Source organism: Ruminococcus sp. AF17-12 (assembly GCF_003479245.1).
Classification (GTDB): Bacteria; Bacillota; Clostridia; order Lachnospirales; family Lachnospiraceae; genus Blautia_A; species Blautia_A fusiformis.
In genome coordinates this window covers 193226-217607 of the sequence record NZ_QUGY01000006.1, presented here as the reverse complement: position 1 = coordinate 217607, position 24382 = coordinate 193226, and the positions used below count along the sequence as shown (strand labels likewise).

At 42.7% G+C, this 24382-nt stretch carries 20 protein-coding genes; 1 reads left to right on the top strand and 19 read right to left on the bottom strand.

Annotated elements, in window-relative coordinates; translation table 11 throughout:
• Positions 1–65: 65 nt before the first annotated feature.
• From DWW77_RS08935 to DWW77_RS18310, 5 genes are all read right to left on the bottom strand, one after another.
• Complete coding sequence (locus tag DWW77_RS08935) at positions 66–1742, bottom strand: alpha-glucosidase (RefSeq protein WP_118608546.1); 1677 nt, start codon at positions 1740–1742, stop codon at positions 66–68.
• Positions 1743–1753: 11 nt separating this feature from the next.
• Entirely contained in the window at positions 1754–2389 is a 636-nt protein-coding gene (locus DWW77_RS08930; protein WP_118070498.1) for a GNAT family N-acetyltransferase, read from the bottom strand.
• Between the two features lie 20 nt (positions 2390–2409).
• Positions 2410–4455, bottom strand: coding sequence for a M28 family peptidase (locus DWW77_RS08925; RefSeq protein ID WP_286188007.1), 2046 nt, complete (start codon positions 4453–4455; stop codon positions 2410–2412).
• Between the two features lie 69 nt (positions 4456–4524).
• Positions 4525–4728, bottom strand: a complete 204-nt coding sequence (locus DWW77_RS08920; RefSeq protein WP_118608545.1) for a hypothetical protein — start codon at positions 4726–4728, stop codon at positions 4525–4527.
• 39 nt (positions 4729–4767) lie between these two features.
• The gene (locus DWW77_RS18310) at positions 4768–4899 is read right to left on the bottom strand and encodes a hypothetical protein (RefSeq protein WP_256443690.1); all 132 of its coding nucleotides are present in this window, start codon (positions 4897–4899) and stop codon (positions 4768–4770) included.
• Between the two features lie 311 nt (positions 4900–5210).
• Between DWW77_RS18310 and DWW77_RS08910 the strand changes: the two genes are divergently transcribed.
• Positions 5211–5798 carry a cytidylate kinase-like family protein gene (locus DWW77_RS08910; RefSeq protein WP_059085584.1) on the top strand — a complete coding sequence of 196 codons (588 nt, stop codon included), beginning with the start codon at positions 5211–5213 and terminating at the stop codon, positions 5796–5798.
• A gap of 599 nt (positions 5799–6397) precedes the next feature.
• Here the strand turns inward: DWW77_RS08910 and DWW77_RS08905 are convergent.
• The 14 genes from DWW77_RS08905 to DWW77_RS08840 form a co-directional block, all read right to left on the bottom strand.
• Entirely contained in the window at positions 6398–7504 is a 1107-nt protein-coding gene (locus DWW77_RS08905; RefSeq protein WP_118608543.1) for a DUF362 domain-containing protein, read from the bottom strand.
• Positions 7505–7706: 202 nt separating this feature from the next.
• On the bottom strand, positions 7707–8555 hold the full coding sequence (locus DWW77_RS08900; protein WP_015524709.1) for an alpha/beta hydrolase: 849 nt from the start codon (positions 8553–8555) through the stop codon (positions 7707–7709).
• A gap of 16 nt (positions 8556–8571) precedes the next feature.
• A complete protein-coding gene (thrH, locus tag DWW77_RS08895) occupies positions 8572–9174 on the bottom strand; it encodes a bifunctional phosphoserine phosphatase/homoserine phosphotransferase ThrH (RefSeq protein ID WP_015524708.1) in 603 nt (200 codons plus the stop codon).
• A gap of 135 nt (positions 9175–9309) precedes the next feature.
• A complete protein-coding gene (locus DWW77_RS08890) occupies positions 9310–10701 on the bottom strand; it encodes an alanine/glycine:cation symporter family protein (RefSeq protein ID WP_114002633.1) in 1392 nt (463 codons plus the stop codon).
• A gap of 249 nt (positions 10702–10950) precedes the next feature.
• Entirely contained in the window at positions 10951–12345 is a 1395-nt protein-coding gene (gene mgtE / locus DWW77_RS08885) for a magnesium transporter (RefSeq protein WP_118608542.1), read from the bottom strand.
• Positions 12346–12887: 542 nt separating this feature from the next.
• On the bottom strand, positions 12888–16235 hold the full coding sequence (locus tag DWW77_RS08880) for a DEAD/DEAH box helicase family protein (RefSeq protein WP_118608541.1): 3348 nt from the start codon (positions 16233–16235) through the stop codon (positions 12888–12890).
• Positions 16236–16361: 126 nt separating this feature from the next.
• Entirely contained in the window at positions 16362–16823 is a 462-nt protein-coding gene (locus DWW77_RS08875; protein WP_092068949.1) for a hypothetical protein, read from the bottom strand.
• Positions 16824–17282 carry a DUF3990 domain-containing protein gene (locus tag DWW77_RS08870; protein ID WP_118064813.1) on the bottom strand — a complete coding sequence of 153 codons (459 nt, stop codon included), beginning with the start codon at positions 17280–17282 and terminating at the stop codon, positions 16824–16826.
• Positions 17283–17298: 16 nt separating this feature from the next.
• Positions 17299–18444 (bottom strand): restriction endonuclease subunit S, encoded by a 1146-nt coding sequence (locus DWW77_RS08865; protein WP_182431209.1) that lies wholly within the window; start codon positions 18442–18444, stop codon positions 17299–17301.
• A 47-nt stretch (positions 18445–18491) separates the two neighbouring features.
• Positions 18492–19994 carry a class I SAM-dependent DNA methyltransferase gene (locus DWW77_RS08860; RefSeq protein ID WP_118608539.1) on the bottom strand — a complete coding sequence of 501 codons (1503 nt, stop codon included), beginning with the start codon at positions 19992–19994 and terminating at the stop codon, positions 18492–18494.
• A 14-nt stretch (positions 19995–20008) separates the two neighbouring features.
• Positions 20009–21064, bottom strand: coding sequence for a Fic family protein (locus DWW77_RS08855; RefSeq protein ID WP_118608538.1), 1056 nt, complete (start codon positions 21062–21064; stop codon positions 20009–20011).
• Positions 21065–21312: 248 nt separating this feature from the next.
• On the bottom strand, positions 21313–21876 hold the full coding sequence (locus DWW77_RS08850; RefSeq protein ID WP_022426051.1) for a Fe-S-containing hydro-lyase: 564 nt from the start codon (positions 21874–21876) through the stop codon (positions 21313–21315).
• 1 nt (position 21877) lies between these two features.
• The gene (locus tag DWW77_RS08845; RefSeq protein ID WP_092068932.1) at positions 21878–22720 is read right to left on the bottom strand and encodes a fumarate hydratase; all 843 of its coding nucleotides are present in this window, start codon (positions 22718–22720) and stop codon (positions 21878–21880) included.
• Between the two features lie 50 nt (positions 22721–22770).
• Positions 22771–24381 carry an FAD-dependent oxidoreductase gene (locus DWW77_RS08840; RefSeq protein ID WP_022426050.1) on the bottom strand — a complete coding sequence of 537 codons (1611 nt, stop codon included), beginning with the start codon at positions 24379–24381 and terminating at the stop codon, positions 22771–22773.
• Position 24382 lies beyond the last annotated feature (1 nt).

The window sequence follows — 24382 nt, the reverse complement described above, 5'->3', positions numbered from 1 at the left end:
TTTATTTTAACAGACCGTCAGCTAAATAGCTATTGTTTTTTCTCTGCTGCTGTTCTGACGCCGTATCAGTCAGCGATCTCCAGAACGATAAACTGATACGGTTTCAAAATGATCTCTTTTCCTGTGATCTCCGCTGTTTCCTGATTATTCAGAAGCACCTTCTTCATTTCTCCGGGAAGAGATACCTTCTGAGACTGTGCCTGCATATTTCCCAGGATCAGCAGATCCTTCTCACCGTTTCTTGTATAGGCGATCAGATTCTTCTGTTCTTCCTGATATGGAGCGAATGTTCCGTATACAAGCGTTTCTTTATATTCCGGAGCTTTTCTCAGTGCAGTCAGCTTTTTGTAGAAAGAAAGGAGGGAATCACTGTCCGTTAACTGGGACTTTACATTGATCTCCTTATAATTGGGATTGACCCCAAGCCACGGCTCTCCTTCTGAAAATCCCGCATTTTTCTCTGCGCTCCACTGTACCGGAGTTCTGGCATTGTCTCTGGAAAATGCGGAAGCAGCATCAAGCGCTTCTTTTTCACTGCATCCGGCACGGAGCGCTACCTGGTATTCATCGATGGTACTGATGTCATCGATCTGATCCATAGAAGTAAACTCCATATTTTCCATACCGATCTCCTGACCCTGATAAATAAACGGAATTCCCTTCAGCAGAAAATAAACACCTGCCAGGAGCTTCCTTGAATCCGGACAGCGGTCTTCCGGAGAAATATAGTGACAGACACCTCTTGGCTCATCATGATTCTCAATAATGTTGGAGATCATGCCGGTATCCCCAATCTTTTTCTGCGTATGGAAAATACACTTCTTGTACTCTTCCGGAGTCAGGTACGGTTTGGATGCATACCAGCCATCCTCGCTCTTTCCGTAACAGGTTTCTTCAAAATCAAACATGGATGAAAAATATCCGTTTTCTCCGATAAAATCTTTGATCTCATCTTCCTTTTCATTGAAGACCTCTCCTACAGTAAAAGCATCATAGGGATGAAAGCACTTCTCAGCCATCTCTCCCAGAAATTCTCCAATCCCTTCTGCCTCCTCCAGCATCCTCCCGACGCTGCAGAGCCCATCTGCACGATCGGCAGGATAATCGGAAAACGGAAGCTTCTTCTTGATATTGATAATGGCATCAATACGGAATCCGCCAAGCCCTTTTTCCATCCACCAGCGGATGTTTTTGTAGACTTCCTCTCTTACTTCAGGATTCTCCCAGTTGAGATCCGGCTGCTTCTTGTGGAATACATGGAGATACTGTTTATCAGGATGTCCCGGAAGCTCTTCCCATACCGGACCACCGAAATAGCTTCTCCAGTTGCAGGGAGCTTTATCATCCTTTTTGTCCCGGATATAAAAGAAATTTCCATACTTTCCGTCCGGATCCTTAATGGCCTGCTGAAACCACTCATGCTCATCGGAGCAGTGATTTACCACCAGATCCATAAGGATGTACATTTCTCTTTTTTTTGCTTCTGCGATCAGACGATCCATATCCTCCATGGTCCCAAACCTCGGATCAATCGCATAATAATCTGCAATGTCATATCCCTGGTCTGCAAGGGGAGATTTATAGATTGGGGAAAGCCAGAGGATATCTGCTCCCAGTTCCTTAAGATAATCAAGCTTGCTGATGATTCCCGGGATGTCTCCGATCCCGTCTCCGTTGGAATCATAAAAGCTCTTGGGGTATATCTGATATACCACTTTGTCATGCCACCATTTTCGTTTCATCGTAATTCCTCCTATGCCTGTTTGATCATGCAGTACTGCTTCAGATCAAATCCTTTTTTCTGTACAATGCCGTATAATTTAAATCCGAATTTCTCATACATGGAAACATTTGCCGGATTATGGGTTTCCAGAGAGATCATCAGCTTATGCCTGTCCGCATAATCGATCACCTCATCCATCAGCTTTTCAGCAAGACCGTGATGCTGCATCTTCGGCGCCACTGCCAGATAGATCACATGAAGCCTTTCTGCTGTATGAAGCTGGGAAGTCCAGCTGGAATTCAGATAGTCTTTTCCCTGGATGAATTTCCGCAGGGTCGCAAGACTTGGATCCTCTTTGATCAGATAGCCATCTGTTTTCAGAAGGGCAAAAAAATCCACCATCAGATTATGTAAGGCTGCTTCATGCTCCGTTCCGTCGGATACTACCAGGATGCTGTTCAGCTCACTGCTGTCTGCATAGATCTCACAGGTCTCAAAAAACTCCGTAAGATCACAGGTAAAAAGCTCCGGCATCAGACGTTCTCTGGTATCCCTGTCCGGGATCAGTGCATGATACAGAGGATCCTCCGAAAAACATACGGTCAATATCCGGATCAACCTGTCCAGATCTTCTTCTTTCACTCGGTATAAATTATGGCTTTCCATTCTTTCCTCCAGGTATGGTTTTATTCTGTTCCTTTTTCAAACATATCGCTGACCTCGCAGATCAGGTTTGTAAGTTTTTCCGCTGCGCGGATCAGATATTCAACATCATCCACATAGCAATGTTTCTGCCTATCCCAGGCTTCTTTCAGGCTCTGTTTTTCTGCCTCCAGACTGTCACCCGGTTTCTTTTCCTTCAGGCTTTCCACCAGATCATAAAGGTTCTCATGATGGATGATCCTGCCCTTCCCCCACATCAGGCGATCCGGGGACTGCTTCAAGATATATTCCGTAAAATGATAAAAGACTTCCCGCTCAAACTGAAAGGCATAACAGTTGTTGTCAATACTGTAAAAAGCCTCCAGCGCAGGTGCGATCTCTCCTTTTTCCAGATATCCCATCGCTTTCTTCAGTGCATAAAGATTGTTCTGCACTGCCTGCTGCGGAAAGATCACATTGTCATCCCAGTCCAGACGTACCAGATAATCCTGGGATTTCCGGAATACACCGAGAAGCTTTTCGGTAATGGCATCGGCTTTTTTCCAGTCACGTTTTTCTTCCGGAAGGCTGTTGAAGTGCCGTACCTGCTCTGCAAGGATGGCAGCCGCTTTTTTTGCCTCTTCTGTTTTTTTCAGAAGGAGTGTACTGTCGGCGCCGATCTGCATACACAGATCCGTATCCAGGGTCTTAATACTTTGGTCCAGTACCCGCCCGAAATCCATTGGCGGCAGAGCAAGGCTGTCAATAGCCAGAAGAAGTTTCAGATAAAATTCATGATGGAATCTGTATACCTCTTCCTCATAAACATCCTGGTTATCGTATTGGGAATGATAATAATTTTCCATAAACGGGCCACCGCTGAAATCATTAACCATGGACGGGATCCCGGAAATAGCCATGGTAAAATCATCAGACCAGGTTTCAATGGGATACAACGTGGTCATGCCCTCCGGATAAATCCCCTCCGGCATCTGCACAGCATCCACGAAGCTGCGCACAAAATCCGCATACTCATAGGTACATCGTACTGCATCTCTGGTACTGTGTGCATGAGCCGGAAGCTCAAAATTCAGATCTGCGATCACGTGCCCCTGCCACTCCGGTCTCACCTCAAATACCTGGCGGTAAGCACCTGTGGACCAGTCATATTTTGTGTCGGAAATCCCCCATTCTTCTGCTGCAAGAGCACATACCACAATAGTATGGCGAGGTTTATAGCCACCACGGAGCAGCGCCCTGGCAATTCCAATGATCATGGCCACTGCCGCATTATCGTCCTGAAATCCCTCAAAATAGGAATCATAGTGAGCACTTAACAGAATCATGGAATCCGAATCAGTTCCCGGGATTTTGCCAACGATATTGTAGGTATACTGGTCTTTGATCACCTCTGTGTCCGCATCAAATTCCACGGAAAGCTCCGGAACACGATTCCCATTCTCATTTTTTTCCTCCATCAGCTGACGGATCATAAGAAAATCTGCCCGTGACATGGAAAATGCAGGCGCACAGGAAGGTCCTGCGATATCCTGTGCATTCAAAGCCGTATCATCGATCTGTGCGTATCCTCTGCTCTGTACGGCGATCAGAGCTGCTGCACCCTTCAGGTGTGCCTGATACACCGGGTAGTTGATCCACCATTCTTCTCTCTGATTGATCTCGATAAGAACCAGCTTTCCTTTCACATCGATATCCTTATATTCGTCAGCTGTACCCTTTCCAAGATATACAAGATCAAACCTCTGAAAGCCATTGGTCTTAAAATCCGTCTGATATGCGCCAAGCTGAATCTCCCGGCAGGTTCCCTCTCTGTCATGGCAGCGCATCACCGCTTTTTTAAATTCCCATGCATCCACACGGATCTTGTCTTTTTCTACCTGTGTGAGACCGGCTTTTTTCATTTCTTCCAAAAGCATATCTCCGGTTTTTCGCTCTGCCAGGGAGCCTGCTGTACGGTATCCCAGAACCGGATTTGTTTTTTCCTGTTCCATGCACCTGGCCAGATCATAAGATTCTTTTATATTCAGGCATGAAACACATTTCTCCACGATGTTCAAATTTACTGTCATCCCTTTCTCGGCAGTTCCCTGCCGGCAGTTCCGTCCTCCCGGCAGAGATATTCCTCTAACTGTTATAGATTATACCTTATCAATGTGCGGATTTCCAGATAAAAAAACGCGATTTGTTCTGATCATCAGAGACATGGTGTTGGTGACACCGGACATGGCTTCCATGATCTCTGACTGATCCACAATGGAAAAAGCGTCTTCGTCCTGCTCAAAGCGTTCCATCAGGAGCTCTGTAAGCGCATTTTCTGCCAGGTCCAGATTACCGGTACTCACAATTGTCTTGGAAAGGTTCCCTTTTTTCGCCTCCGCCGATTACGTTTTCGCTACTGTTTTCTGCGCCGGCTTCGTATGCGCCACTTTAAAATATCCCACAGTTCCCGCACCTGCCACACAGACAGTCGCCACCGGGATGATCACCATAAGCCTTTTACGCCGTCGTTTCATTTTCCTTAACCTCAAAATATGCTGTGTATGTTCTCTCTGTTTTAAAAATACTTTAAAAGAAAAATGCATAAAGACTTTGTGTGATCTGTGAAAACCCGGTGAAAAAGGCATCCTGTTTTTCATATACAAATACAAATAATTAATTATATTTTCTGTCTGCTGTCATTATTTTTTGTATATATTAAATATTATTTTAAAAATTATATATTATTTTCTGGTATTTTTTACTGAAATATGTTATAAAAGAAGTAAGAAAAACTACCGGAAATCAGATATTCCTGCTTCCGGTCCGAAATAAAGGAGGTATCTTTATGGCAAAACGTATTATCACCATCAATCGTATGTTTGGAAGCAACGGACGCCTTATCGGCAAGACTCTGGCTGAAAACCTAGACATCGGTTTTTATGATAAAGAACTGATTGACATGGCTGCCAAGAAAAACAATATCCCCTTCGACACCCTGGCAAAGGTAGACGAGAAAAAAGCCAGTCAGTGGGTATTTCCCGTTGACAGTGAGCTGCAGTTTACAGATAATTTCTCTTTTGTACCAATGAACGATGTGCTCTATGATCTCCAGAGAAAGATCATCCTGTCTCTTCCGCAGAGAGAGGACTGCGTAATTGTCGGCCGCTGTGCGACCAATATCCTGAAGGATAAATCACTTAAACTTTTTATCCATGCACCTTTTGAGGAAAGAATTCAGAATGTGATACGCCGTACCGGCAGAGAAGAAGCCAGCGCACGGAAGCTGGTCAAAAAAATGGATAAAGAGAGAAAGGCTTACTATGAATACTTTACAGACAGCAAATGGCTGGATATGACACAGTATGATCTCTGTATTGACAGCAGCCGGTTTTCTATGGAGCAGATTATTGAGATTGTAAAGAGATGTCTTTAGGATTCTTTTTTTCTGAAAATTTTTTCTGAAAAATGTTTTTACGCTTTGGAAGCGTAAGTGAAACCGCAAGGGAGGGGAAGCACTCGTAGTTGCGAAAGGCCGTTTCCCCTCCCCTGCACCCCTTCCCTCAGGCCCCGCTATGAACCGTACGTTTTGATTATGTTACGTTGTTGACAGGGTGATGGATTCTGCGTTTGTTTAAAACGCCAGGCTGTGCCGATCTCATCGGCATAACACCTTTCAACAAGAAGACGTATCCTTCCCACCATTCCAACACATTGAGCAACACCAAAATATTTATTGACCAGACGCTATTCTTCCCACACCTCCAACTGCGGACGCTCAACTCATCAAAACGTAAGGACAGGACACCACGCGTCCGCTTCTACCTCTCCGGCTGAAACGTCAGCCGGGGAAGTGACAGTCCTCCGGGCTGCTACGGAGAAGGGGTGATGATGGTTAGGTTGCGGGAGACGGCGTTATTGCGGAAGGGCCCAGCTGTTTGAGCCGAAGGCGAGTTCTGGACCCTTCCGCAATGGTTTTAGCCGGCTCACGGAACCTTAGCAGCATCCCCCGACGGAGTCCGGCCCGGAGGACTGTCACTTCCCCGGCGTCCGTTCACCAATATACTCTTTCAAAAACTCATATATATCCCCCTCCAACGGCGGACACCCCTCCACATAATTCTGAAACTTACAGGTACAGTGTCCCACACCAAGCACTCCCGTCTTACCACGATACCCCTGCCCGATGCAGATCTTTTCATCCAGCTTCTCAAAAAGCCCCTCTTCCTTCAGCATCTCCAATGCCGGGATCAGATACCCGTAGCAGGCACTGCAGGATTCCACCTCCTCCACGGCATCTGCAAGCTCCACAACCTTTCTGGATACCGGCATCCTCTGATCCGCACCATCCTCCAGAAATCTGACATCTGCTTTTGAAATATCTGAACAGCCCACTCCAAGCTCACCTGCCAGCTTCACATAAGGAACCTCAGCTACCTCATAATGCATCATCTGACACACATATGCATCCACAAGAACCGGATCACAGGCAGCAATCACCCGGTTCATCACAACAGGATTTCCGCCATCTTCAAAATCCAGATCCCCGCAGATATTATCCACAACAATAAAGTCCTGCTGTATCCCCATATTCAGATGAGCAATGGGTTTATGAAGCCCCAGAGAATGAAACCGTCTCTTTTCCTTATTTGGGATCAACCCCTTCATATTCTTAAGGGCACAGGTGATCTTTGTCTGACAATGGCCTTTCAGAACTGGCACATTGATCAGAAAATCAAGCTCCTTTACCCGCTCGCAGACATTCAGCTCCATTCCGCCGCAGTCCACAGAAATACCCTTATCCTTCTGCATATCCCAGAACGGCACCTGATACTCTTCCTCAAGCCTGTCAAAGCCACAGGTCTCAAAGGCCTCCCTTGTCTTATCTCCTACCCAGGATCCCTCCAGCATCACCATATCCCGGAAGCCATGCTCCTTCAGATACTCGATAATTCCTGCAACCACTTCCGGATGAGTCGTTGCACCCCAGGAAGCCTCTGAAGGAGAAACCAGATTCGGCTTGATCCCGATCTTTTTCTTTCTGTCCCCGATATGAGATTGAAGATCCGCTTTTTCCAGAAGCTCCTTTGTCATTCTTTTATATTCCGTACCACTGGTAATAAAAATCTGATTTTTATCCATAATTATCAAAATTCCTTTCTTTCTGCAATGTGAATGTTGATCCAGATCCACACCAAAGCCCTGCAAAGCTTTTATCATCAGATGAGCCAGACAAAACAGCCGACAAATACAGCAGTCATCACATGCATCACAATCATAAAAAATACCCTCTCTACCGGTTTCCCGGTAAAAAGGATATTTTATCCGACACAGCAGTCTCGTATTATCTTTCGATCTTTGCCCCGTTCCACCATGGGAATTCTCGGTTCAGCCATTTTCCTGCAAGCTCACTCCATGGTTCACAGGCTCTTGCGATTCCTCTGCCGTTTTCGTTGGCAGTCAGCTCATTTGCCAGGCCGATCCCATGGGGTCCCTGCGGAAAAACATGATACTCCACTGGAATGCCCTTTTTATAGAGTGCCTGAACAAAGAGAAGTGTATTATCCAGCAGCACCGTCTGATCCTCAAAGGTATGCCAGATAAAGGTTCTGGGTGTATCTTCCGTAACCTGAAATTCCAGAGACATCCGATCTTTCAGCTCCTCATAACGATCTCCCAGAAGATTTCGAAAGCTTTCTTCATGACCAACTTCCCCTGAAGTGATCACCGGATAATTCAGGATCATGCCATTGGGACGGATCCTCTCGTTTTCCATTCCCGTGATCCCTGCAAGCTCCTCCGTATTCCAGAATACTCCCAAAGAAGCTGCCAGATGGCCTCCTGCCGAAAAACCGGACACAATGATCTTATTCTTTTCAATATGCCACTTATCGCTGTTCTCTCTGAGAAGAGCTACTGTTTTTGCCAGCTGACGGAGAGCCACCGGATATCTGGCAGGTGCCACACTATAACGAAGTACCACTGTGTGATAGCCCATTCCCATAAACCGGACAGCAATGGCTTCTGCCTCTCTGTCAGAAGTCATGCCATAAGCTCCGCCCGGACAGATCACTATGACCGGACGCTTCTGTCCCGGATAGAGTTCTTCCGACTCCTGCCAGAAATAGGTCTCTATCCATGCCTCATTATAGTCCTTTGTTTTTTCTTCGATCACAATTCTTTCGTTGATCATTCCGACTTTCCCTTCTTCATTTCATTGCTTCTCTGATCGCTGCAAGAAGTTCATCGTACTCTTCGTAAGCCGGAATTTCCGGATGATCTGCACGGATCTGCTCTGTGCTGCGGAAAAGGAATCCTGCTTTGCTTGCCTGGATCATTCCGAGATCATTGTAGGAATCTCCGCTTGCGATAGTCTCAAATCCCATGGACTGCAGTGCCTTCACAGTTGTCAGCTTAGATTTCTCACAGCGCATCTTAAAGCCTGTGATCTCTCCGTTCTCTGCTACTTCCAGGGAATTACAGAAAAGTGTCGGCCGTCCAAGCTTCTCCATCAGCGGAGTTGCAAACTGTGTAAAGGTATCACTGATCAGTATCACCTGGGAAAAAGATCTCAGCTCATCCAGAAATTCCTTTGCTCCCGGAAGGGGATCGATCTTTGCAATAGTCTCCTGGATCTCTTTCAATCCCAGACCATGCTCTTTCAGAATTCCAAGTCTCCAGTTCATCAGCTTATCATAATCCGGCTCATCACGGGTTGTTCTCTTGAGCTCCGGGATTCCGCTTGCCTCTGCAAATGCGATCCAGATCTCCGGTACCAGTACACCTTCTACGTCCAGACATGTAATATACATCTTTCATATCCTCCTCTTGATCCAACTTACCGTTGATATTTCACAGAGTCTGACTCCTTCCGGCTGTCAGAACTCTTTAATCTTTTAGCGCTTTACCCTGATATTACCATATGCTCTCAAGGTCTGTAAACAGTTTTATTTTTTCTTCTTTTCCGCTTCATAGATCTTCAGCTCTTTCAGTGCTTTTTCCCCAAGAGGATACAGCATGAAAATATTAAAGATCGTCATCAGGCCGATTCCTACATCTCCCAGATCCCATACAAATGTGTAAGCCGCGATCCCACCGATAAACAGCATCACCAGTGCCAGCACCTTATATCCTGTCTGTGAACCCCAGTTATCACCAAAAAGATAAGCCACATTGCCTCTTGCATAAAACAGGATTCCCAGGAATGTGGAAAAGCTGAACATAAACAGTGTTGCAGCAATAAAGATCACTCCAAACTGCCCCATATGATAATGCATGGCAGTCTGAAGAAGTTCCATTCCGGAAAGTCCCTGTACCAGATCTTCCGGGGCCAGAAGCATGATCATAGCTGTACAGCTGCAGATCACGATCGTATCCACAAATACACCCAGGGCCTGGACAAATCCGGCTTTTACCGGACTGTCACATTCTGCTGCCGCTGCTGCACAGGGAGCGGAGCCGCTTCCCGCCTCATTGGAAAAAAGGCCTCTTTTTACTCCGTTCATCAGCACGACGCCAAATCCGCCAGCAACAGCCTGACGAAATCCGAAAGCTTCTTCAAAAATCCGTTTAAATACTCCCGGCATACTTCCAAGATTTGTAAATATAATAAACAGCGTGATCACAAAATAAAGCACTGCCATCACCGGCACCAGAAGATCCAGAACTTTAACCGTTGCATTCTTCCGAAGCACGATCACAGCTGCGATCACTACCAGCACGATGGTAGTATACAGCGGCGGAATATCAAAAGCATTTTTGAAAGACGCCGTGACGGAATTGCTGATAACCTGACTGATCCCACACCAGCAGATCAGGCCGGAAATGGCAAACAGAACGGAAAGCAGAACCTTTTTTCGTTTTCTGCCCTGTTTTTCTTCCCAGTAGCGGTGGATATAGTAGGCAGGACCGCCCCTGTAGCCACCATATAGAGGATCCTTTTCTTTATAGAGCTGTGCCAGGGTCGCTTCGATAAAAGCAGTGGAGGAACCGATCAGCGCCGTGATCCACATCCAGAATACCGCTCCTGCACCTCCTGCCGAGATCGCAGCTACCACACCGACCAGGTTTCCCATTCCCACACGGGTAGCTGTAGATACGATCAGCGTCTGAAATGCTGAAAGATTATTTTTGTCACTTTTCTTTTCTGACAGGGCTCGTACCATATCCGGAAAAAGACGGATCGGCAGAAGCTTTGTCCTGATGGTAAAATAGATACCGGTCGGAATCAGAAGCAGGATCAGAAGTGAGATTCCCAGCGTACTTCCTCCCGGAAGCGGAATCTTTACCAGATCTCCCCACAGAAATGTATAGACCTTTTCGATCATTGTTACTATCATGTTACTGTTTCCTTTCCCCAATCACCCCATGTGATCGTTTTGTTCTCTTTTTTCTGCCCGTTGTTTGTATTTATTTCTGCAACGTTTTAAACGGGCAAAGCGTGTCTTTCATTATAATAGCTTTCTGTTTGTATGTAAAGAAAAATCCCGAATCTTTCGATCCGGAATTTTTTTGTATTGGTAACTTTTCTGTTATTCGACAGATTTCTGATATCTGTCTGTTTTTATAAGCATAGCTGCATTTTACTCTCAGCCAGCCAGGTGGAACATCTCGATCAGGAATATCCAGCTCATTCCATAGTATGTTATCACGGCTACAAGGTCATTCATCGTAGTGATCAGAGGACCTGAGGCTACTGCCGGGTCCACACCAACCTTTTTGAAAAACAGCGGTATGCAGGTTCCTACTGCACTGGATACCAGCATGGCCACCAACAGGGATAATCCGATACAGCCGGATACCGCATAGGCAAATACGAGTGTTTTTCCTTTGAATAAGAAAATATACAATCCGATCAGTACAAAAGACAGAATACCGAGCAGACCACCGTTGCAAAGACCGATCCGCATTTCCTTCAGCACAAGCTCTGCTTTCTGTCTGCCCGTCAGCGTCTCATCCATCAGTACACGGATGGTTACAGCCAGGGACTGGGTTCCAACATTTCCTGCCATATCCAGGATCAGAGACTGAAAGCACATGATGATCGGCAGACAGGTAACTACTTTTTCAAACATTCCCACAACAGAAGATACCACCATACCAAGGCCCAGAAGAACGATCAGCCAGGGCATTCTTTTTTTCATGCTTTCAAAAAGAGGTTCTTTCAGATCTTCCTCTGCAGTCAGACCGGCCAGCTTTGCATAATCCTCTCCCATCTCATCGTCTACCAGATCGATGATCCCTGCGGATGTGATCACTCCAAGGAAACGATTGTCATCGTCCAGTACAGGAATGGAATCTTCAGAATAATCCTTCAGCCGTTCCATACAGTCGTCGATCTGCTCAGTACCATACACATATGGATAGGAAGTTACGATCAGCTCTTCCATAGGGTGGTCCTGTCTTGCTGTGATCAGATCCTTCAGATCCAGGGCTCCATAAAACTCCCCTCTGTCCGTCACTGCAAAGATCGTAGAAATATTATCATTATCTGCCGCCTGGGAAACCAGCTCACTCATGGCCTGCTTTACGGTCAGGTTTTCACGGATCACAATGCAGTTCGTTGTCATTCTGCTTCCGATCTCATCCTCATCAAAGGAGCGGATCATTTCGATATCTTTCCGCACCTGTTCATCCAGAAGCTGGATCAGAAGCTTGCGTTTTTCTTTATCGATCTGCTTTAAAACATCTGCCAGGGCATCGGTTTCCATTTTGGAAAGAATGGCTGCCGCTTTTTTTACATCCATCTCTTCCAGATATTGTACAGTTTCTTCTTCCTCCAGATATTCAAAAACATCTGCCAGCATACCGCTTTCCAGGATACGGTATAGTCTGCTGCGCTCCGCAGTGCTTAATTCTCTTAATACTTCCGCCAGATCGTTTTCGTGGAAATCCTGCAGCCTTTCACTTAAAACTGCCGGAGAAACACTGCTTCGGATCAGACTCAGAATATCTTTTGAAAAATCCTGATTTCTTTTTGTCATTTTCTCATCCTCCTCACATAGTTTCGCACAAAACACGCACACCAAAAACAGACATGTTAAAGCATGTCTATGTGCTGTTTGATTTTCGATTGTGTTTCCTTGGGATTTGAGTATAAAGCGAAATGAATTTATACATGATCGCCTTACTGTAAGATTCTCAGAATGAGAAGAATGAAAAATATATCTATTATAATCCTGCTGAAATTATAATGTAATAATACCGTACAGATTCTGATGACACCGATACATCCTGTCAAATATATCCTTCTGATATATAGATATAATATTCCCACAGATATTCCGTACACTTAAAACAGAATGAAACAGCCTCATCTCGCTCTGTTCTTTCCATCTTTCACTCTGAGAGCTACAACTTCGCCCATGAGAATCACAACTGTCCATTCTGTTCACCTGCCTTTTTTTCTTAATTTTTTTTATCAACCCGGCCATTATAACGTTCCCAGCCGGGTTTTGTCAACCGGATTTATGGTTAAATTTATTGTAAATCCGGTTGAAATTTTATGTTTTACAGAGGTGGATGTTTATGCAGCAGCATTTGCGTTGATCGTATCAATGACTTTTTTTATTCCAAGCCAAACACCCATATCTGTAAAGATTTCCGAAATGCTCCCACGATCCGTAAACGGAGATTCCAGCAAAACAGAAAGATCTTTCATCATTCCATTATGAACAATATACTCAATGATCTGATTTACAAAATAAATCTGCCTGCTGTCCAGATTTACATCCTCAAGATACTTTGAAAAAGCTTCCTTTGCTGCATTCATATCAAGACCTACCATTTCTCTGACAAATTCTCCCAATGGCTTTCTGCCAAATTCTGCTTCATAATCCTCTTTTGTACCAAGCTCGCTCCAGAGAATTTTTTCCAGTTCAGCTACATCTTTTTCTGTAAGTGGCTGATTCTTTTTCAGCTTTGATATCACATAATTATCCTGATGCTGTCGGACATAATATTCTACTCGTACCTTATAATTTTCCAGATCATTGTTTTCCAATTCTGCTTCTTTCCATTCCGTTGAAAGAATTTCGTCTGTAAAATTGGTCATATATTTATTCCTGCTCTTATCCGGAATATACTTCATAAGATCTCTCAGATTTTTCCTGATATTTTCAAATTCATCAATTCCTGCATTTTCCACATAATCTGTATGCAAAATCTGATCGATCAACCCTGTTTGTGCCTGAATCTCCGGTATATTTGCCACTCCGGCAATTCCGGAAACCTTTTTTAAAAGATCTTTTCGCGCACTTGTATATTTCTTTCCAACCAGAGATGCAAGTTCTATTCCATACATAAGTGCATCAAAACGTACTGCTGTTACTTCATCACTTTCAGGCAAAATCAAGGGTGCAACCTCTTCCCGTACAAGTAAAGTATCTTCATAAGTAAGCATCTGATAGTTCGACTCTTCTGAATATAATTCTACATATTTCAAATGTTGGCGAACTGTAAAACTATCTCTTGGGAGCTCTTTTACTTTTTCAGTCATGTGCTTTACAAGTGCAGTCCTGTACGCAGTTAATTTATCTGTCTGATATTTAATATCCTGAAGCTTGTACGAAATCTCAAACTGAAGATTAAAAACTGCACTTTGCAACGCCATCAGATTTGCGCTTGCTTTTCCTTTATTCATTCGGAAAAACTCAAAATTTCCACAAAAATCAAAAATGTAAAACTTTTTCTTATCTTCCCCATCCAACAATCCCGGGCATAGTCTTGTTCCTCGTCCGATCATCTGCCAGAATTTTGCTTTACTCATAACTTTCTTAAAGAATACAAGATTAAGAACTTCAAGTACATCAATTCCGGTATCTAACATATCTACAGAAATTGCGATCTGCGGTAGTTTTTTCGGATCTGAAAACTCATCAATTGCACTCTGTGCATATTTCATTCTGTTATCGATCACCATAGCATAATTCTTTAAATGCGGATATTCCTTATTAAAAATCTCAAGAATTTTTTCCGCATGATCATGATTTTTCGCAAAAATAATTGTTTTTCCAATCTTCTGTCCGTATTCAATTTTAATTCCATCTCTCATCAGGACATGAAGAATTTTTTTAATGGTATCTTCGTTAAAAATCCAGGTATTCAATGCAGCCGAATTTATCGCTTCCGGAAGCTTTCCATTTTCGTCTTCAAAAGTATTTTCATAGATTTCTTTATCTGCTTCTGAAAGTTCATCATATACAATTCCCTGATCAATAAATTTCACCCTGGATTCCACCGAAAGATAATCAACCAGATATCCATCCTTAACCGCCTGCGCCAGATCATAACCATAAGTAGGATCTCCATTTGCCAGTTCAAATACTTCATATGTATTTTTGTCAATCTCATCTTTTGGTGTTGCAGTAAGTCCTACAAGCAGTGCATCAAAATATGTAAAAATATCTTTATATTTATTATAAATGGATCTGTGCGCTTCATCACAAATGATCAGATCAAAATGACCACTGGTAAAAACTTTTCCTTCTTTGTCATTTATCGTATCAATACAGTTTATCATGGTCTGATATGTGGAGAAAACACATCGCGACATATAATTATTCTTTTCTTCAACCAGATTTGTACAGGAAAAATCCTGCATCCAGTTTACAAAACTTCTTTTCGCCTGTGTTACCAGTGAATTTCTGTCCGCCAGAAAAAGTATATTCTTTACCCAGCCCGCATCAACCAGTACCTTGCACAAAGCCATTACTGTTCTGGTTTTTCCGGAACCTGTGGCCATAACAAGCAGGGCTTTTCTCCGATTCTTTTCATCAAAGCTCTGGCATACTGCTTTTATCGCGGCTTCCTGATAATAGCGGTCTGCTATCTTTTTATCTACAGAAATATTTTGCAGGCTTGTCCGCATACTCAAAAGGTTAAAACATTTCTCCAGATCCCGTTTGGAATAAATAACTGAACATTTTCTTTCCGGATATTGTCCGTCTATGATCCGGGTTTCAAAACCATTGGTAAGGAAAATTACCGGACGCCGTTCATATTTTTTTTCCAGCAGATCTGCGTAAAGTTTCGCCTGCTGCCTACCCTCAGCAATATCCTTACAGGTACGTTTTGCTTCTATAATTGCCAGAGGTTTATTCATATCATCATAGAGAACATAATCAATACGTCCAATCCCTGATTTATTCGGCATTCCTGTCACAGTCATCTCATTTAACCAGTCTTTTCCCTGTGTCCATCCTGCATCAATGAGCATGGAATCTATGTAAAGTTTTCTGGTTTCATATTCAGACAGATCCAGAGGTTTCGGAACATATGTCTGCTGCTGTTTCTCGTGGCGTGCGGACAGTTCTTCCCTGAGAAAAGTATTTTCTGCCATCAATTTTTGTAGATCCAGTTCCTGCTGGGCAGTTTTTTCTTGTTCTTTCAGAAGTGTTTCCTTTGCTTTTCTGGCTGTTTCCCTGGATGCCTTTGCCTTCTCAATTCTGCCATCAATCATCGACCTGTCAAACGAATGCTCCTGATACTGTTCCCCATAACAGTATGCAATATAATCCAAAAAAATTGACAGATTCTCAAGGCAGAGCAAAGCTGCATCTCTGCCAGGTTTTTTATTGCTATGTGCCACACTATTTCCACATCTGCGGATATAATCCATCCGTTTCCAAAGATCCGGTCCCACTAACTGTCTGAATTCCTCTGTATTCATCAAAGTGTGAAGGTTATCCTGGTACGGAATCTGCAAACTGTTCTCCACAGAATACAACCATTTCACAGCAAATTCCATAGCCCGCCGGCTGTTAAGAATACTCGCATCCGGATCTGCCAATATGATCTTCTCCGCAGATATGGCAACATTTGCAAATGCAGAGAATTTTGATTCATTTTTTAAGTAATCAAAGTTTGTTACCATTATGAAACCTCCCTCTTTAGCGTTTTATTTTATAATTGTACTTATCAACTACAGTTATCAAGGAATCCTTGATAACTGACTTTTATTTTTGTCTCAAGATATGCCAACATCTTTCAACCATTTTGTTTATAGCATTCTGTTTTCCCGATACGATTCAAATATATATGACGGATTTTCGTAATATACACTGCTGTTGTAGTCATCAATCTTTGCACCGATAAAGGAATTGTATACTTTTATTAAAGCATCTATGATTCCGATATTTTCGTCTGTAGCAACCATTTTTATCAGCCGCTTATATACCTTTCCAATATCCCAATGTGATGGAATGCTGTATTTACAATCACCCACATTGTCAAATTTTCCCTCTTGTATTCCTGCTTCTTCGATAAAATCATCGCTGACTCTGTCAATGTTATCACAATGGTAGACATCTGCCAGGTCATAAATTTTATCAATCCTCTGCTTTCCAAGCTTATTTACAACATCTGCCCGTGTATTCTTTGTTTTCCGTGCAATGTAATCAATCAGGCTGCATGTGTAAAATAAATCATTATCTTTTTTGCTTTCACGTCCTTCTCCTGCCATTTATAGCACCTCACAATCTCTATACTTCAGGCATTTCAATGATTCTTTGGAACAAAATGCTATCTGATGAGTTGGATACTTGAACTTTGCCAGAACCCAGAACTGTTCTCTGGTAATCGTACCGTCCATGTAATCAGAAACAAAATTATAAATCTGATCGTCTGCCATTGCACCGATTACAATATCATATTCATGGTCTTTCCCACTCCGACATGCAATTATAAAATCCAACCATTCTTCTGTCATATCTTTGAATTCTTTTATTTTCAGATTCGATTTTAAACGCACATCATAAACAGATACAACCTTCGTATCATATCTCCTGGCCCATCTTTGAGCCTGTTCTTTTATAATCGTACAGTAAAAACCAGTTCCAAAATCTTTTGTATTACGACCTTTTCTGATTTCCGGTTTCTCTACAGCCTGATATCCACCATGATACACCGTCATTATCGCCATTCAGCTTCTCCCCTTTCTAGCCAAAGTATTGTTGCATCAGACTATCGAATAACTTTTGTGTTTCATCCAGTGCTTTTTGTACTTTAACTTTTGATTTGTTGACCTCTGTTACGAAAGCAGCAAATTGATTTTGAAGTTCTACTGGCGGAACTGGTATAACAAGCGTTCCCAGTATCTGTTGGTTCAAATTCTGAATATTTGCTCCTCTACCAGCCATCTTCATTCTCATTGAATCTGTCTTTAATACTCTTAACAAATACGGAACTGTAATCTCATTGTCATGTTTTCTATATCTAATGCAAAATCCACTAAAAGTTGTTGGAACATCGCCTGGATACACTGCTAAACTACGACCAACCAGAGCCTTATTGCCATTAGAACGTACAAAAACTATATCATCATCTTTTAGCAGATATTCTTCTGAGGGCATTTCATTTAATAAAATTGTTGGTAGTTCTTCTGTATTATCAATAATAGAAAGATTCTTAAAATCACCCACCCCTAAACAATTAATTTCAATACCTTTGTCATCATAGTGAAAATTCATTCCATTCTTACACTTCCCCATATCTAATAAAGGCTTTGTTGTCCATCCTTTTTCATTAGCGACAGGGTCACCAAACATCTCGACAAATCGGGCTTTGATGAGGTTATCTAACGCAGAAATTTGTACTTTGCGACTATCTATTATTTTTTTTATTCTATCTAACACTTCACATATTTCTTGCATCTTCTCCTGTGATGTGTCAGGGACAACATACTCTGCAATTTGCCTCGGGCTAATATTAGGTTGAGCACAACCTGCGGCCTCTTGAAGAATTCTATCAGTTTGTCTTAACAAAAAATACTTTATATACTCTTGTGGAATATCATCTGATTTCTGTCTTACAATTCCTACTCGCTGATTTATTACATACTTCTCACTGGCATCCATTATTCCAATTTTTCCAGTAGTTGCTCCTGAAAGTGCTATATAAATGTCACCCCTTTGAGAATAATATTTTTCATTAACACCATCTGTTGTATACTGACATTCTTCAAGATTTAATGTTCCATCCATGAAAATATTGCCAATCTTTATAACTGGAAAACCATCTTCAGCATCATTAAATGCCTTGAGTGCATAACCAGAATACACCTCGCATATCTCATTTAATTTCATATCATCATCCCTACAAACCCGAATTTTCGAATCTGCCATCCTTTCTTCTATAATCCCAACAACCGCTCCAACTCATCCATTTCTTTTCCAATCTCCAGCTCCAGCTCCCGGATATTGGCCATGATTTCTGATGTTGGCGGATATTCCACCGGAGTGTATTCGATTTCTTTGTATTTATTGATGCTGAGATCATAATCATTCTCTACAATATCTTTTTTCGGTACCATAAATGACTGGTCTGTTCGCTTCCGGTCCGCTTCTTTATCAAGATTTTTGAAACGCTCTATAATATCCGGAATGTCATTCTCTGTGACCGGAGTACGTTTATCGTCCAAACTGAATCCGTCTGCTTTCATATCGTAGAACCATACCTGATCAGTTCCGCCGTGTTCTGTTTTTGTAAAAATAAGGATTGCTGTGGATACTCCTGCATAGGGTTTAAATACACCGGAAGGCATAGATATTACAGCTTCCAGTCTCTGATTTTCAACAATTTCCTTACGGATGGATTTATGTGCCCGTGATGATCCGAAAAGTACACCATCTGGTACAATACAGGCGCATCTTCCTCCAATTTTCATAATCCTCAGGAACAAAGCAAGAAATAAAAGTTCTGTTTTCTTTGTCTTGCAAACTTTAAGAAGATCTCCAGAAACGGACTCTGCATCCAGGCTTCCTTTAAAAGGAGGATTTGCCAGCACAAGGGAATACTGATCTTTATCTGCATTCTGATCAGATAAGCTATCCCGATACTCAATATAAGGATTTTCTATTCCGTGAGTCATCATATTCATGGCTCCAATACGAAGCATGGTGCGGTCCATATCGTATCCATGGAACATATGATTCATGTAATGATCTTTTTTCTGCTTATCATAAAAAATTTCTTCTTTTCTTTTTTCTTTCAGATATTCTCCTGCTGCAACCAGAAATCCGGAGGTTCCACATGCCGGATCACAGATAATCTCATCACTGGACGGATCCATCATCTCAACCATCATCCGGATAATATGTCTTGGTGTACGGAACTGTCCATTCCGTCCGGACTGAGCTATTTTTGAAAGAAGATATTCATATACATCTCCTCTGACATCTGCTGTCTGGATTTCATTCATAAGTTTGTAAATTTCATCCAGAGAATCCACCACTTTGGATAAAAGGAGTGGTGTCGGAAGCTTAAATATCGCATCGTCCATATATTTGGAATATGCACTGTTTTTATCATTATGAAGATTTTTTATAAACGGAAATACCCATTCCTGCATGATCATATACATTCTGTCTGCCGGAAAATCATGGAATACGGACCATTTCAGCTGACTTCCGTCAATTGTTCTCTCACCTATTTTTACTTCTCCGGAAAAAATACTCTGAAATGACAATCCAAGCATTGCACTTTCTCTTGCCCGCATATTATCGGAATCATCCAGATCATGAATAAACATCAGGTATGTAATCTGTTCGATTACTTCCAGTGGATTGACAAGTCCTCCTGCCGCAAATATATCCCATAAACCATCTATTTTGTTTTTTAATTCACCAGTGATCATTTTTTATCTCCCATCTATCGCTCATTATTCCAGGTATATTTCGTATACCTTCCGCCGCCGATTTTTAAAATTTTTTCTGCTGTCAGTAATTCTGCCAGTGTTCTCTGTATCGTTACCACACTGATATCCGGACACTTTTCTGCGATTTCCTTTTTTGTAATTGTTCCCAGAGTGTTTTTTATAATCTCTTCTATTCGCTCCGGTTTTGATATATTCTGTGTTATCAGCAATTTTATCCTTGAAGAAAACTCTCTGTATGCTCCTACTATAACGCCAAGCATATATTTTATAAATGGTATATAATCATTCTTATTCTCATACCAGTTCTCAGAACTTTCCCTTAAACATTCATAGTATAATTCCTTTGAATTTTCTATCATTCTCTCGATACTGATATATTTTCCCACAATATAGCCGGATCTGTACAAAAGTAACAGTGTAAGTAAACGGCTCATTCTTCCATTGCCGTCATTAAACGGATGTATGCATAGGAAATCCAGAATAAACATTGGAATCAAAAGAAGCGGATCTATTTCTCCTGTTGCCATTGCCTCTTCAAATGCTCTGCATAGTTCTTCCATTGCTTCCGGTGTTTCCCATGCCGGTACTGGTTTAAACCGTATTTTTTTTATTCCCTGAGAATCTTCTTCCTCAATGACATTATCTGCAGTTTTATATTTCCCTCCAATATTGTAACTTTCAAATTTATACAAATCTCTGTGAAGCTGTAAAATAATCGCAGACTTTGGTGGGATATGGTCATGGCTTTCATGAATTGTATTCAGTACATCTCTGTATCCGGCAATTTCCTGTTCATTTCTTGTCCTTGGCCTTGTTTTGTCTTTTACCAATTCCCGCAATCTGATGTCTGATGTATAAATACCTTCTATTTTGTTGGAACTTTCCGTACTTTGAATCTTGGCGATTTCAACTAATTGTGTAAGAGTATCTGCTTTGGCCTCAATAAAAAGAGTTTGTTCTCCTTTAAATTCATGTATCTGTGTCAGGTAAGATACAATTTCAGGAGTCAACAGATTTTTCCACTTTTCCCGATAATCAAACTGTCTCATATATTTTTCATCACCTTCTTTATCACTCTTTTTGGATTTTATTTACTTCAAGTATATAAATCAATCTTATCATTGTCAACTTTAATTTGATCATTTTCGCAAGAATGATTAAATTGAAAGTGAAATGATAAAATTAAAAAGCCCAACAATAAATGCTTCTGCACGGATCTTCAGCATTTACTGTCGGACTTTTATCCTTTTTATTCCTTTTTGAAATATATCACAATATCATATTGTAGAGCAAAAGATTATTCTGCGTGGTCTTTCAGGTACTCTGCACGCCCCTCTTCATAGAGGTTATTTCCCTCGCTGTCAATGATGACTACAAGCGGCATGTCTTCCACATAAAGCTTGCGGAGTGCTTCTGCTCCGAGGTCTTCGTAAGCGATAAGCTCTGCTTTTTTGATGCATTTTGCAAGAAGTGCACCTGCACCGCCGATGGCTCCGAAATATACGCCGTCATATTTTTTCATTGCATCTACGACTTCCGGAAGGCGGGCACCTTTTCCGATCATTCCTCTGGCGCCTACGGACATCATGGTCGGTGCATAAGCATCCATACGGCCGCTGGTTGTAGGGCCTGCGGAGCCGATGACTTCGCCTGGTTTTGCCGGAGTCGGACCTACATAGTAAATGGTAGCATCTGTAGGGTCAAAAGGAATCTTTTCTCCTTTTGCAAGGGCCTCGCACATTCTCTTGTGACCTGCATCACGGGATGTATAGATGGTTCCTGTCAGTAAAACCTGGTCGCCTGCATGGAGAGTTCTTGCCAGCTCTCTTGTCAGAGGCAGTGTGATCTTTCTTCTTTCCATATTAAAGCACCTCCGTTTTATGACGTGTTACATGGCAGTTGATATTAACTGCACATGGCATACCTGCGATATGAGTAGGCATAGTCTCAATGTTCAGACCGATAGCTGTGGTCTTTCCGCCAAAGCCCTGAGGTCCGATACCAAGCTTGTTGATCTTCTCCAGCATCTCTTTCTCAAGATCTGCATAGTAAGGATCCGGGTTCTCTGTATTCAGAGGACGCATCAGCGCTTTCTTTGCAAGAAGTGCACATTTGTCAAAAGTTCCTCCGATACCAACACCAACTACCATAGGAGGACATGGGTTCGGACCTGCAGTTTCTACAACCTCAAGAATGAAATCCTTGATTCCCTGAAGGCCTGCAGATGGCTTGAACATACGGATCTGGCTCATATTCTCGCTTCCGAAGCCTTTTGGTCCTACAGTTACTTTCACCTGATCTCCAGGAACGATCTCTGTATAGATCATAGCCGGTGTATTGTCACCTGTGTTTCCACGGCGTACCGGATCCTTGACAACGGATTTTCTCAGGTAACCTTTATCGTATCCGCGGCGTACACCTTCATTAATGGCATCATTTAAATCTCCGCCTGTAAAGTGGACATCCTGACCAATTTCAAGGAATACGCATGCCATTCCGGTATCCTGACAGATCGGAACATTCTCACTGTCCGCAATATCAAAATTCTCGATAATGTTATCAAGGACACCTTTTGCGATCTCGCCGTCCTCGCAGGCACGGCAGGTTTTGATAGCATCCTTCACATCTTCCGGGAGATGTTCATTGGCTTCGATACAGAGTTTTTCGATAACCTCTGTAAGTCTGCTTACTTCGATTTCTCTCATAATAGACTCCTTTCGCTTATCTCATATGTTTTTATTATCATAACATATTGTTAACGTTCGTGGCGGGCATATTTCGGCAGAAGCATAGGAGATACATCTCCTGTATCAACTCCTGCATTTTTCAGTTCCTCTTCATATTTTCTGATATGATCCAGATTCATGGTGCCAAGCTCTACCTCTTTGCATTTGGCAGCTGCTTTTTTACCTGCATTTCGTCCGAATACAATTACATCAAGAAGAGAGTTGCCCATCAGTCGGTTTCTTCCGTGGATTCCGCCTGCTGCCTCTCCTGCAACCAAAAGGTTCGGGATTTCTTTTGTAAAGCCGTCTCCGTTGATCTCAAGTCCGCCGTTCTGATAATGAAGGGTCGGGTAGATCACGATCGGGACTTTTCTCATATCAATGCCGTAATTCATGTACATACGGAACATGGCAGGGATCCTCTTTTCGATAGTTCCCTCACCGCCCAGAATCTCGATCATCGGAGTATCCAGCCATACACCTTTTCGTCCACCTGGAACTTCCACGCCACGGCCTTCCTCACACTCGCGGATAACACCGGAAGCATTTACGTCACGGGTTTCCAGCGGATGAATATAAGCTTCTCCGTTTGCATTTACAAGCTGTGCACCAACGGAACGAACCTTCTCTGTTACCAGGGCACCAAGGATCTGTGACGGATAGATCGCACCTGTTGGATGATACTGGATAGAATCCTGGTAAAGAAGGGAAGCGCCTGCTCTGTATCCAAGCACGAGTCCGTCAGCAGTTGCTCCGTAGTGATTGGAGGTCGGGAATCCCTGATAATGCATTCTTCCTGCACCACCGGTTGCAATTACAACTGTTTTTGCTCTTGCAACGGAATAGTCTCCGGTTTCCATGTTGAGAAGAACTGCACCAGCAGTCTGACCTTTTTCATCCTTCAGAAGTTCTACAGCGGAGGTAAATTCCACTACCGGGATCTTAAGATTTAAGACCTCATCACGGATAGTACGCATGATCTCTGATCCGGAATAATCCTTTGCAGCATGCATTCTCTTTCTGGAGGTACCGCCGCCATGTGTAGTGACCATGGTTCCGTCTTCTGCTTTATCAAACTCAACACCAAGGTCGTTGAGCCATTTGATCGCATCCGGTGCTTCCATTACCAGTCTTTTTACAAGCTCCGGTTTTGCTGCAAAATGTCCGCCTCCAAAGCAGTCCAGATAATGCTGTACCGGGGAATCATTTTCTTTATCTGCTGCCTGAATCCCGCCTTCTGCCATCATGGTGTTGGCATCACCGATACGGAGCTTTGTAACGATCATAACGTTGGCACCTGCGTTGTGGGCCTCGATGGCACAGGAAGAGCCTGCTCCGCCACCGCCGATGATCAGTACATCTACATCATAATCGATTTTTGTAAGATCGATTTTTTCGTTGAGCAGACGGCTTTCTGAATGGAGCATTTTTGTCAGTTCCAGTGGTGCTTTCTGTCCCTTGTTCGGTCCTACCTTGATCTCTGCAAATGCATCCGGGTTATAGTCCGGATGGAATTTTTTGAGAAGAGCATCTTTCTCATCTGCACTCAGACGTCTTGGCTCTGTTGCCATACGCTCCGCTCTTGTAGCCTCTACCTTTTTGATGGATTCCATCATATTTTCTGGATATGGTGCATACATG

Coding starts and splice junctions, on each gene's coding strand:
- DWW77_RS08935 (WP_118608546.1), bottom strand. CDS start 1,742: ATGAAACGAAAATGGTGGCATGACAAAGTGGTATATCAGATATACCCC.
- DWW77_RS08930 (WP_118070498.1), bottom strand. CDS start 2,389: ATGGAAAGCCATAATTTATACCGAGTGAAAGAAGAAGATCTGGACAGG.
- DWW77_RS08925 (WP_286188007.1), bottom strand. CDS start 4,455: ATGACAGTAAATTTGAACATCGTGGAGAAATGTGTTTCATGCCTGAAT.
- DWW77_RS18310 (WP_256443690.1), bottom strand. CDS start 4,899: ATGAAACGACGGCGTAAAAGGCTTATGGTGATCATCCCGGTGGCGACT.
- DWW77_RS08910 (WP_059085584.1), top strand. CDS start 5,211: ATGGCAAAACGTATTATCACCATCAATCGTATGTTTGGAAGCAACGGA.
- DWW77_RS08905 (WP_118608543.1), bottom strand. CDS start 7,504: ATGGATAAAAATCAGATTTTTATTACCAGTGGTACGGAATATAAAAGA.
- DWW77_RS08900 (WP_015524709.1), bottom strand. CDS start 8,555: ATGATCAACGAAAGAATTGTGATCGAAGAAAAAACAAAGGACTATAAT.
- thrH (WP_015524708.1), bottom strand. CDS start 9,174: ATGTATATTACATGTCTGGACGTAGAAGGTGTACTGGTACCGGAGATC.
- DWW77_RS08890 (WP_114002633.1), bottom strand. CDS start 10,701: ATGATAGTAACAATGATCGAAAAGGTCTATACATTTCTGTGGGGAGAT.
- mgtE (WP_118608542.1), bottom strand. CDS start 12,345: ATGACAAAAAGAAATCAGGATTTTTCAAAAGATATTCTGAGTCTGATC.
- DWW77_RS08880 (WP_118608541.1), bottom strand. CDS start 16,235: ATGGTAACAAACTTTGATTACTTAAAAAATGAATCAAAATTCTCTGCA.
- DWW77_RS08875 (WP_092068949.1), bottom strand. CDS start 16,823: ATGGCAGGAGAAGGACGTGAAAGCAAAAAAGATAATGATTTATTTTAC.
- DWW77_RS08870 (WP_118064813.1), bottom strand. CDS start 17,282: ATGGCGATAATGACGGTGTATCATGGTGGATATCAGGCTGTAGAGAAA.
- DWW77_RS08865 (WP_182431209.1), bottom strand. CDS start 18,444: ATGAAATTAAATGAGATATGCGAGGTGTATTCTGGTTATGCACTCAAG.
- DWW77_RS08860 (WP_118608539.1), bottom strand. CDS start 19,994: ATGATCACTGGTGAATTAAAAAACAAAATAGATGGTTTATGGGATATA.
- DWW77_RS08855 (WP_118608538.1), bottom strand. CDS start 21,064: ATGAGACAGTTTGATTATCGGGAAAAGTGGAAAAATCTGTTGACTCCT.
- DWW77_RS08850 (WP_022426051.1), bottom strand. CDS start 21,876: ATGGAAAGAAGAAAGATCACACTGCCTCTGACAAGAGAGCTGGCAAGA.
- DWW77_RS08845 (WP_092068932.1), bottom strand. CDS start 22,720: ATGAGAGAAATCGAAGTAAGCAGACTTACAGAGGTTATCGAAAAACTC.
- DWW77_RS08840 (WP_022426050.1), bottom strand. CDS start 24,381: ATGTATGCACCATATCCAGAAAATATGATGGAATCCATCAAAAAGGTA.